10 protein-coding genes and 1 pseudogene are annotated in these 11662 nt (G+C 41.2%); 8 read left to right on the forward strand and 3 right to left on the reverse strand.

The window, feature by feature from the left end; translation table 11 throughout:
- Positions 1-13: 13 nt before the first annotated feature.
- Positions 14-838 (reverse strand): MinD/ParA family ATP-binding protein, encoded by an 825-nt coding sequence (locus IQ247_RS10185; protein ID WP_193919501.1) that lies wholly within the window; start codon positions 836-838, stop codon positions 14-16.
- 57 nt (positions 839-895) lie between these two features.
- Complete coding sequence (locus IQ247_RS10190; RefSeq protein WP_193919503.1) at positions 896-1975, reverse strand: c-type heme family protein; 1080 nt, start codon at positions 1973-1975, stop codon at positions 896-898.
- A 271-nt stretch (positions 1976-2246) separates the two neighbouring features.
- Here IQ247_RS10190 and IQ247_RS10195 point away from each other — a divergent pair, with 271 nt between their 5' ends.
- From IQ247_RS10195 to IQ247_RS10225, 7 genes and pseudogenes are all read left to right on the forward strand, one after another.
- On the forward strand, positions 2247-2495 hold the full coding sequence (locus tag IQ247_RS10195) for a CTB family bacteriocin (protein ID WP_193919505.1): 249 nt from the start codon (positions 2247-2249) through the stop codon (positions 2493-2495).
- Positions 2496-2700: 205 nt separating this feature from the next.
- Complete coding sequence (locus IQ247_RS10200) at positions 2701-2982, forward strand: hypothetical protein (protein ID WP_193919507.1); 282 nt, start codon at positions 2701-2703, stop codon at positions 2980-2982.
- Positions 2983-3045: 63 nt separating this feature from the next.
- The gene (locus IQ247_RS10205; protein WP_193919509.1) at positions 3046-4140 is read left to right on the forward strand and encodes a cyclic nucleotide-binding domain-containing protein; all 1095 of its coding nucleotides are present in this window, start codon (positions 3046-3048) and stop codon (positions 4138-4140) included.
- A 41-nt stretch (positions 4141-4181) separates the two neighbouring features.
- Positions 4182-5630 (forward strand): NHLP bacteriocin system secretion protein, encoded by a 1449-nt coding sequence (locus tag IQ247_RS10210; protein WP_193919511.1) that lies wholly within the window; start codon positions 4182-4184, stop codon positions 5628-5630.
- A 475-nt stretch (positions 5631-6105) separates the two neighbouring features.
- Positions 6106-8715 (forward strand): beta strand repeat-containing protein, encoded by a 2610-nt coding sequence (locus tag IQ247_RS10215; RefSeq protein WP_193919513.1) that lies wholly within the window; start codon positions 6106-6108, stop codon positions 8713-8715.
- 139 nt (positions 8716-8854) lie between these two features.
- Complete coding sequence (locus IQ247_RS10220) at positions 8855-9109, forward strand: hypothetical protein (protein WP_193919515.1); 255 nt, start codon at positions 8855-8857, stop codon at positions 9107-9109.
- Positions 9103-9195: pseudogene (locus IQ247_RS10225) on the forward strand (HNH endonuclease); the annotation flags it as partial. The gene IQ247_RS10220 and the pseudogene IQ247_RS10225, both read left to right, overlap by 7 nt.
- 346 nt (positions 9196-9541) lie before the next feature.
- On the opposite strand, the gene IQ247_RS10230 reads toward IQ247_RS10225, so the two are convergent.
- Positions 9542-9886: a hypothetical protein gene (locus tag IQ247_RS10230; RefSeq protein WP_193919517.1), complete on the reverse strand. Its 345-nt coding sequence runs from the start codon at positions 9884-9886 to the stop codon at positions 9542-9544.
- Between the two features lie 350 nt (positions 9887-10236).
- On the opposite strand from IQ247_RS10230, the gene IQ247_RS10235 reads away from it, so the two are divergent.
- Positions 10237-11662: cysteine peptidase family C39 domain-containing protein (locus IQ247_RS10235; protein WP_265579679.1), on the forward strand; the 1426-nt coding region annotated here is incomplete at its 3' end.

Here is an 11662-nt window from a genome sequence, read left to right on the forward strand (position 1 = left end):
CGCAAGAACCCTTTTACTGTACGCAAGGATTTGAAAAAGAGGTGCTGCGGGGGTAATACTTCCCATCGACTTTAATCAGCGTAGAGGCGATCGCACTCACAGTTTTTGTCCAGGGATGCTCTGGATAGCGCGAACAGAAAATATCACTACTTCCCAACTGAAACATTTCTTCGCAAACAGGTAAAATTCCGGCGACTGGAACATTGTAAGTTTGTTGAATCTGTTGCTGCAATCTTTGATAATTCAAGCTAGGTAATGCTTTATTCACAACCAACAGCATTTTGGGTACTTCTAATTTACGTGCGACATCAATTGTTACTGCTGTACCTTGATAATCTTGTTTATCGGGACGCAGAATTATTAGCAGTACATCCGAGATAATCGCGGAAAGAAGAGTTTCTTCATTAATTCCAGGGTGAGTATCAATAAATAGATAATCTAAAGAAAAACGTTGTATCAAATGACGAAATCCATCATTGAGTAACCGAGCATCATATCCCTCACGCAAAATTCGCGAAATTTCCCCGGTTTTGATGCTAGATGGAATCAGGTATATTTTACCTCGATGCTTAGAAAACCAGTTCTTTGATGCTGTAAATGTAGAACTGAGATCGTAGGTAGCGGCTTCAATTTTACACCGTCCCCATAAATAATCATTGAGCGTGTACTTGATGCTTTCATCCAAACCAAAAGGGACATGAATACCCGGTGATTGAATATCTGTGTCTACTATTCCCACGCGATAACCTGCACGAGCAATTAAAGTTGCAAGGTTTGCAGTTACGTTGGATTTACCAGTTCCACCTCGAAAAGAATGAATTGAGACAATTTTCGCCATGATTATATACTTTCCTGAATTTTATAACTAATTGTATTTACTATTATTGAAGTAGCTCTAATTCCCATCGCTCCATTGATTGCGAATCTGTGCGGCAGTTTTTTGTAACTTCTGAAAATAATCTGTTTCAGTAATTTCCGCAACTTGATCCGTGACTTTTGCAGCATCAATTTCTACCTGCATCTGCTGCAACTGCTCGGTTAATTGTTGTTCGCGATGCCTGCGGTGTGCTTCGCGATCGCATACTTCCTGCACCATTTTTTGAAACACCCGTCCCAGTTGTCCTATTTCATCGGTACGTTTTGCGATTTGGTTTAAGCGATCGCGTTCCCTTCTAACTTCGGTGATGCTAATTCGATCGTGAGTAATTGTTTGGGCAAGTTGAGCCATTGGTTTTAAAGGTTGAATCACTCTGTGCTTAAGTAAATAGTTAATCAATACAATAAAAGCTGCAAAAATGCTTATAAATATGTTGATGAATAGAAAAAGCGCTTTCCGAGCGTTAGCAAATACTTCACTTGCAGGAACATATATAATTTGTGTACCGATAACTTGATTGAGCTTCCAGCCATAACCGTGTTGAGTACCATATTTTTCTACATGGCTTTTTGGTGCAAGCTGCACATTTCCGTGACATACCAGACAACTCGAACTTGTTACGATTAATGGTTGAGCGCTGTAAAATAATTTTTCTCCAGTGCGAAGGCGAAAACCTGACAACGTTTTGAGAGTGCGATCGCGATCGAACTGTTCGATTAATTTTGCCTCGAATCGGTCAACTTGGTTAGCTAAATTCGTAGGGTTAAGTGTTGCGTCTTTATAGACAAAATCTTTGTATTTCCAAGTTTGTTTGAGCGTGTCAAACACTTGTCTTGCTGCCAAACTGGGTATAGTTTCTGGAATAAACTGAGTTTGAGGATCGGCTATTTGAGCAATCAACGGTGCAATATCCTTAGTAGTATAACTTTTCACTGCATTCACCATCTGCATAGCCATTTGTCCTTGATGACTTATTTCCATTTCTGCTTTTTGCTCTAAAGCTTGAGACAATGCAAATCCCCCTACTGCAATTCCACCAATAAAAATTAGTGATAAGAGTAAGGTAAATTGAGAGGTAAGTTTAAGACGACGTAGCATTTTCTAAGTCCCGTTAACGGTCTTATTTACTTATATATCTGAGCCACCTTAACTCGATCAAATTTTTCTGTAACTACTATATAAGTGCAAATTTTCTCAAATTAAAATCTCCTACTTTAGTTGGAGTCACTTTGATGGATAAAAAGCAAGTTGCAAATCAAACGTTTTTCCGATGTACATCTGAAAGCAAAATTCTATTATGAATACATCGAAAGCAAGCAAACGCAGCTAACGATAAACCAGTTAAAAAACACAACAACGGAGAACCACAATGAATAACGATACCATGAATGCAGTTGAATTATCTGATAATCAACTCGACACAGTGAATGGTGGATTAGCAATCAGTTTCGGAGATGTTCAAGGTTTTGCATCCGATGCATCTAACAGCTTCTCTCAGAAAAATCTGGCTGTAGGTCAACAAACTTTTGCAGGTCCTGGTGGTAGCGGTACCGCTTCTATGACCAGTTTACAAGAAATCTTTAGCTCTGCTGGTCAAGGTATTGCAATCCATTCATAAGTTTATTCTGACTGGGAATTATCGAACTTAAGCAGAGATTGTTCTTAAAATGAAACAGTCTCTGCTTTTACTGTTAAATAGTTTATCCCAATTTGCATAAGTATCACTCCGCGAGAAATAGTCTACTTTTAGAAACCATTAATTGGTTGGATAGAGTCTACTAATTTACTTAAATCAATTATTGCAAAGAGCAAAGGAGAAAATAATGTCTTATCAAGATGTAAATGATACTCCGCTGGAATTATCTGAAGAAGAACTTGAAGGAATCGCAGGAGGAGTTAATATTTTCTTCTCTGGGTCGATGTTTGGCAAAAGTGATATATTTTCATTACAGCGCCAAGGTTCAAGACGAAGAAGGGGAAGTTCTATTTTCAAATCTTCTCAAACATCTTCTTCGGCTTTTCAAGTTATTGGTTTGGGATTGAATTCTCCCAGCGATATTCTATCGTTTTTTAGTGGATTAGCTCAACTTTTTGGCAGAAAGTAATAATTCATACTTAAACTACAAAATTTGTTCTCCCATACATTACTCTTTAGGGGAGTTTATCGAATGACACAAGTTCTATTGAAGGAACTTAGCAATCAAGATATAGACTGGATGTTGGCAGTCGGACATCAAGTTGAAATTGAACCTGGAACTATTCTGATTCAACAAGGTCAACCGTTAAATGCGCTGTACATTCTTTTGGATGGAGCGTTGACGGTAACGCTTACTCAGAATAATGCTAATCCACTCGGTCGAGCTTTTGCAGCACTTGAAGGTGGTGCGTTACCGGGACGAGAAATTGCGCGATTATCAAGCGGGGAGATGGTGGGAGAAATTCCTTTTATCGAAACTTACTTACCCTCTACTACAGTTTGCGCGACGAGCAAATCTTTGGTTTTAGTAATTGATCGATCGCACTTACTACAAAAGTTGCAGCAAGACCTGAATTTTGCCGCGCATTTATATCGTGCAAGTGCGGTGCTGTTAGCAAATCGGTTAGAAATGTTGATGAATCAACTCGGACGCAGCACGGTTGTATTGAATCAACCGCAACTACGAGAAGCGTTAATCATATTTGCCGAGTTACACGAATGCGATATTGATTGGCTGATTACTGCGGGACGAGTCCAACAAATTGCGGCTGATACGGTGTTGATTCGCAGTGGTAGACCGATTGAAGCTTTACATATTTTACTTGATGGGGCGATCGCCCTTAATGCCGCAGCCGAAGACTGTAACCCATTAACACAAGCTTTTTCTAATTTAGAGGATACAAATAGACCATTAGAACAAGAATTTGCCCGGTTATCTCGTGGTGATATTATTGGTGAAACTGAGTTTATTGAAGCACAACCACCAGCGGTAACAGTCAAGACGTTACGGAATTCGCGGGTGTTGTCGATTCCCCGGTGGAGATTGGCTGCAAAACTGCTGCATGATGTCGGGTTTGCAGTTAGATTTTATCGAGTGTTGTCTATTTTGTTAGCAGATAAGCTTCATGCGATCGCTCAGCAGTTGGGATATGGCAGATTAACTTACAGTAGCGGACAATCTTTAGAAAAATCTTACGACAACGAACTTAATACACATTTTCTCACACAAGTTGCTTTGGCAGGAGCGCGATTTGAGTGGATGCTTAAACGAATTGGGATTGATTAATCAGCACAGCAAAAAGATTTTAAATTTTAAGGATAAATTTAATGGTAACGCAGCAAAATACACAGAATCAACTGTTTCGCAAGGAAGCTTTAGAAAAAGTAGCAACTCCCGAACAACTCGATCAATTAATCAAAATAACTAGTCCTCAACGTTGGTTTTCTTTATTTGCTGTTGGTTCGCTGGTTGCGGCTGGTTTAATATGGAGTATACTCGGACGGATTCCGATCACTGTTACTGGTAAAGGGGTGCTAATTTATCCGAATAAAGTTGTCACAGTTCAAGCATCTAACCCAGGACGAATTTTGCAACTAAATGTAGAAGTCGGGGATACAGTCAAAAAAGGTCAAATTTTGGCAACTATTGACCAATCTGAATTAAAAAAGCAATTGCAGCTTTCCCGCGATAAACTAACACAACTCCAAATTCAAGACCAAACTGCAACCCAAATGCAGATTCAACGGGATACTCTCGCACAAACAGCGACGCAAGAACAGCGACGCACAATAGAGCAAAGTCTGCAAACAGTGCAGTCTCTTACCCCGATTTTACGCTCCAAAGGATTAGAAGTACTCAAGCGCGATCGCCAAAATTTGGTAGAGAGATTGCAAACGTTACAGCAATTGCAACCCACCATGAAGCAGCGCTGGGATGAGCGAGAAAAGCTGTTTCAACAAGGTGCAGTTGCTAAAGATATGGCATTACAAGCACGTCAAGAATATCTCAGTGTCCAAACACAAATCAACGAAGCGCGATCGCAATTAAATCAACTCGATGTCAAAGAAGCGGATGCTCAAGGTGAATATCTCCGCAACCTCAATCAAGTTAATCAGTTATCAGCCCAACTAAAAGCCTTGGATAGCCAGCAAGCAACCCAAAAGGAACAGGATTTAACTACTAATACCATCCGCACCAAAGAAATTCAAGAAACCCAACGCCTAATTGCTCAACTAGAGTTACAGTTACAAAACAGTAGTCAAATCACCAGTAATTATACAGGGAGAGTTTTGGAAATCACTGCCAAACCGGGGCAACAATTAGAACCTGGTGTAGGAATCGGCACAATTGCCGCCCAAGAGTCATCTGCGAAATTGGTTAACGTTGTGTTTTTACCCGTGAGTGAAGGTAAGAAAATTAAGTCAGGTACAAGCGTGCAAATCACACCTTCCACTGTCAAACGCGAAGAATTTGGCGGGATTGAAGGTAAGGTAACAAATATATCTGCATTTCCCGTAACCCAGCAAGGTGCAGTCAGTTTAATTGGTAATGCGGATATTTTACCTAGCGTGATGTCCCAAGGTCCCCAACTTGCAGTTTTTACCGAACTTCAGCCCGATTCCTCGACATTCAGCAAATATCGCTGGTCGTCTTCCACCGGACCGCAGCTAAAAATGACCCCAGGAACCACAACCTCAGTGCGGATAACAGTAGAAAAACGCCGACCCATTGAGTTTGTATTCCCAATTCTCAAAGATTGGTCGGGGATGGGATGAAGAACGCGATCGCGCACTTATAAGTAGTAATGCACACAAATTTTACCTCACCCCCTTCCCCTCTCCTTAGCAAGGAGAGGGGAGCAGTTCGTAGGTTGGGTTAAGCGCACGAGGAATAATAATGCTCAATAAGAAATTAAGAAGAGCGCTGTAACCCAACAAATTCTTTTCGGGATATTTTAAAATATCTTAATTGTTCGCAATCCTAGTAATGTTGGGTTACGACACGATAATTATTAATTCGCGTTATGAATGAAATTTGTAAATCGTGTCTAACCCAACCTACAAGCTACAGCCACTTATAAGTAATGCACACAAATTTTACCTCACCCCCTTCCCCTCTCCTTGCTAAGGAGAGGGGTGCCGGAGGCGGGGTGAGGTTCTTTGTGTATTCTAGCCAAGTGAAATCCGGGTATAGTATTTCTAAGTACTTAGGCAAAATCAATTATACATTTGTCATTGCGAGTTGAACGAAGTGCAACAAAGCAATGATGTATTTGAAAATCAATCTGGAAACAGTAATGATATTAAGATTACAGCTGAATCGTTATTTTTAAGCGATGATGCTCGGTTAAGCGCTCGTGTCAATGGGCAGGGTAATGCAGGTAGTATCATTATCAACGCCCGCGATCGAGTTTCTTTAGATAACAGTGCGACTATTTCTGGTAATGTGGGAGAAACTGGCAAGGGAAATGCCGGAAATATTCTCGTCAGCACAGGATTTTTTTCTATGAAGAATGGTTCTACAATAACGGCAAGTATTTCTGGAGAAGGAAATGCAGGGGATATTGTCATTGATGCTCGCGATCGCGTTTCCTTAGAAAAGGATGCAACTATCCTCAATGGTATTCAAGAAAAGGGAATTGGCATTGGAGGCAACATTCGCATCAATACTGAAATGTTATCCCTGACTGATGACGCTGCCATGATTGCTTTTGGAGAGGAAAATGTAGGGGATATTCTCATTGACGCTCGCAATCAAATTTTCCTAGATAATGATGCGAAAATTTGGAGCCTTGTGAATAGCAAAAATGGAGGCGATATTCGTATTAACACGGGGTCACTATCTGCTACCAGAGGTGGTAAACTGCAATCCATCACTTTTGGATCGGCAAAGGCAGGGGATATTATTATTGACGCTCGTGATTTCGTCTCTTTCGAGGGAACGAGCAGTGGAGCCTTTAGCATCGTGAATTCAGCCGCAACAGGTCAGGGAGGCAACATTGAGATCGCGACTGGATCGCTATTGCTTGACAATAGCGCACAAATATTTGCGATTACTTCTGGAAAAGGCGATGCAGGCGATATTGCGATCAACGCCCGTGATCGAGTTGACTTAAACAATGGTGCAGCTATCGCTAACCAAGTAGATGAGAGCGGTAGCGGTAAGGGGGGAGATATTCGTATCAGTACGGGGACGCTAAAAGGTACTAATTACGGGGTACTTCAAGCAGCAACTAAGGGACAAGGAAACGCAGGCAATATCATTATTGATGCGCGAGATCGTGTTGAATTTGCAGGAAGGTTTAGCAGACAACAGCCTAGTGGTGCTATGAGCCTAGTGCAACCAGGTGCATCTGGCAATAGTGGCAATATCGAAATTACAGCTGGATCTCTATTTATGAAAGATAGAGCAGTACTGAGTGCTACGACAGAGGGGAAGGGCAATGCAGGTAATGTGATTATAAACGCCCGCGATCGCATTAATTTTGATAATAGCGATATTTATAGCGGGGTTGAGGAAAATGCAGCCGGAAAGGGGGGAAATATATTTATCACAACAGGTCTCTTAGAACAAATCAAAGGTTCACAAATTGATGCGAGTACTTTTGGTGACGGAGATGCAGGTAATATAACCATTGTTGCGACGCAGCCTATGACAGTGGCAGGTGTCAGTGAGGAGACAAAGCGCTCCACCGCCATTTTCTCGACCACAGGTGACAATCCTACGATTCCCGGTACTGGACGCACGATTGTTGGTAAAGGTAAAGGTGGCGATATCACAATTACAGCACCACAACTAACAGTTAGCGATGGTGCTGTAATAGATGCTCGCACATTTAACGATAAGCCAGGAGGGAATATCGGTATTAATCTTGATAATTTACAACTATTAAATGGTGGACAAATTTTCACTACCAGCGAAAGCAGTGGTTCTGCTGGCACAATTACAATTAATGCAAAAAATCAAGTCGATATTGCAGGTAGCGATCCAACCTATTCGAGTCGTTTAAGCCAATTTCCCAACCGCATTGTTCAAATTTCACCTAATAGTAGTCTCTCAGTTCGCTCTACCGCAGCTGGTTCTGCTGGAAATCTCACCGTCAATTCCCCGCGCATCAGTGTTAAAGATAAAGGTGTAATCAATGCCGAATCTTCGGCAACTAATGGCGGTGACATTAACCTAAACACAAATTTACTACTATTGCGACGCGATGGTAATATTTCTGCTACAGCCGGACTTAACGAAGGCGCAGGTAACGGTGGTAATATCAACATTAACGCACCCATAATCGTTGCCGTTCCTCAAGAAAACAGCGATATCAGCGCCAATGCCTTTCAAGGAAGCGGTGGAAACGTTACCATTAATACTCAGGGACTATTTGGCATTGTTCCTGCTTCTTTTCCTACGCCACAAAGCGACATTACCGCGAGTTCTCAACTCGGTGTCCAAGGACAAATCAACATCATTCAACCGGATGTCCAACCTACGGAAGCATTAGTAGAATTACTGGCACAAATAGTTGATGCGAGTAACCAAATTGGTCAAAATTGTCCTAGAGGTCGCAACGCGAAAAAACCATTAGGCGAATTTGTTGTTTCTGGACGCGGTAGTTTACCTCCCAGCGCTTTACAACCACTTGTGGGTACACCTAACCTCAGACCGTTAGCTACCTTGTCAGGTGATTCTACTCCCGTATCAACATCATCAATACCCAGCATTCCACCTACACAAACTCCCCTAGTTGAAGCCCAAGGCTGGGTGAAAACACCTGATGGCAAAATTATCTTAGTTGCCTCTGTACCCGAAGCTACTCCATCTTCTTCCCCTACTGCATCAGTTTGCCCTGTTTCAAAATATTAGTTGGAAAGGATATTACAATTGAAACACAGCGAGCCAGCTATAGTCGAGGAGTCCAAAATGCTATGACTACTCAAATTACCTTAAACTTATCAGATGAAGTATACAAAAGGGCGCAACACTTTGCCCAACTAACCGCAATGTGGCTGATGTTTTAGCACAAGCAATTGCACTTTCCTTTTCTCCCGTCAGCCCTGTATCTGCACCCACTGATAGCTTGGAAATTCCCTCAATAGCTTCTTTATCTGATGAAAAAGTTGTCGCGATCGCACAATTGCAGATGGAACCCAAACAAGACCAAAGGTTAAGCGAACTATTATACAGACAACAAGCTGAGATACTTACTGATGCCGAACAGCTAAAGGAGGCAGTGACGACGAAGATAATTTATGGTTAGCGTGTCGCTTATGTAACAATTATAAAGGAACTCAAACCGATGCACTAGACCCAGTAACTAGTAAAAAATTGGCGTTGCTTAATTAAAATATGATGTCACGATTTCATATTGTTGGAGACGTAGCAATGCTACGTCTCTACATGGGTTTCGTGTTTAATATAAAATGTAAACAATACCGGGAGCCAATTTACGAAAGTGAGATGATGATTCTCTAACCATTAACTCTCATTCTCTGAGGCTTGACAAAAACAATCAGTTCTAAAAATTCCTTTAAGGTTTCCCATAAGGGTTTTTTAATGTATTGACAGCTCTGTTAAGGGTTTCAGATTTAAAAATACCTTTCCATCGAAACGCTTATGTATACTTAACTTTGCTAGTTTTGCCAAAATGTATCTAGCCTCTGATTTGAGCAAAGGTATTGTAGGATAAAATCTAATTATTACAAGCAACCCTAGCAATATTTCCAGCTACTGTTCCTTCGGGATATCCGCCGCCATTAGGTCGCCAGTCAAATTCGTAATACTCTGATTTAATATCATAGGGAGAACAAGAGGCGATCGCAGAATGTTTTTTAACGTCTCCTTTAGTACTGAGCCAGAATTTAACGTGCCTCCATCCCGAATCAGTATAGTACTCGGAGCGGTTGTCTAAATCTACCTGATAAACTGTTCCATTTGGATCAGTCACAGCATTTACAAGACTTTCGGCAGAAACTGTATGTGCAATACCCAAAATGGAGGACGCAACAATGAAAGAGTTAAGAATAACGTACTTCATGGTGTTTTATTTTTCCTTACAAGATTGATCAAAGAATGTACTGATAGTGAAATCCTACTCTCACAAAGTTACTTAAAAGCAGTAAGCTTTCACTTCTGTAACTACATATTTCTGGTATCCGAATACTTATGCAATTTTCACGCGCAACCCAAAAGTAATCACTATCTCTGCATCAATCACACGGGTAAAAGAGATGAGTCACTGCATCAGTTTACCCTGTTTCTAAATAGTAATTAAAAAGAAACAACCAAGGAAAATTAAAGTTAAGACTCAAAATATAAATTCAAACCCTCTGCGTACCTCCGCGTTTACCTCCGCGTCACTCTGCGTTCCAAAAAGACATTACTCCCATGCTAACGAACTTAATTAAATTATTAAAACCCGCCAATCAACCCATCCGTCGCACTCCCACGCTACTCCAGATGGAAGCCGTAGAATGCGGTGCAGCATCTCTAGGGATGATTTTAGCCTATCACGGTCGCATCGTTCCTTTAGCAGAACTCCGTCAAGCTTGCGGGATTTCGCGGGATGGAAGTAAAGCTTCAAACGTGCTGAGTGCGGCTCGCAGTTATAATTTACAAGCTAAAGGTTTCAAAATAGATATCATCGGTTTGCAACAAATCGCTTGTCCTTATATTGTCTTTTGGAATTTTAATCACTTTTTAGTAATTGAAGGATTTAGTAAAAATCGCGTTTTTTTAAATGACCCCGCGATGGGACGAAGGACAGTTTCCCATTCAGAATTTAGCGAAGCTTTTACTGGAGTTGTCCTAGTATTTGAACGCAGTCCGGAATTTAAAAAAGGAGGGCGCAAACCAAGTTTATTTTTGGCGTTGTGGTCGCGGTTACAAGGCTCGATATTGCCGCTAATTTATTGCGTGTTAGCAGGCTTTTTCCTTGTCATCCCTGGGTTAGCGATGCCGACATTTTCCCAAATATTTGTTGACCAAGTGTTAATTCAAGGTCGGGAAGATTGGTTGCGTCCTTTGATATTTGCCATGCTATTTACAGCATTATTAAGCGGATTATTAACGCGCTTGCAATTACAGCTATTGCGACGCATGAAAATCAAATTAGCAATGGGAATGTCAAGTAAGTTTATCTGGCATCTTCTCCACCTTCCGGTTAGTTTCTACGACCAACGGTTTGCGGGAGAGATTAGTAGTAGAATTCAATTAAACGATCGCCTAGCAAATCTGCTGTCTGGTAAACTCGCAACCACAGTAATTTCCGCTGTGATGGTGATTTTTTACGCCGTTGTCATGCTGCAATATGATAAGGTGTTAACCTCAATTGGCATTGCTTTCGTTGTCGTTAATTTGGTAGCTTTACAATGGGTAGCACGATTGCGGGGAGATACAAATATCCGCTTGATGCAAGAAGAAGGCAAAGTCAGCGGAATCGCGATCGCCGGATTGCAAAGTATGGAAACCTTGAAATCTTCTGGTTTAGAATCGGATTTCTTTACTCGGTGGGCAGGTTATTACGCGAAAGCAATTAATGTCCGCCAAGATATGGACAATCTAAATCAAAGATTGGGAATGTTACCCGCGTTTTTAAGTGGGATTACCTCGATGCTATTAATTGTTATTGGGGGGTTGCGCGTCATGGATGGTGCTTTAACTATCGGGATGCTGATTGCATTTCAATCTTTGATGCAGCAGTTTATGCAACCCGTAAATCAACTGATCGGTTTGGGTAGTGATTTACAAGAACTTGAAGGAAACTTGAATCGGTTAGATGATGTGTTGCAAAACTCCACGGAAGAGAATAGGG

It is taken from the genome of Plectonema cf. radiosum LEGE 06105, from assembly GCF_015207665.1.
Lineage (GTDB): Bacteria > Cyanobacteriota > Cyanobacteriia > Cyanobacteriales > Nostocaceae > Rivularia > Rivularia radiosa_A.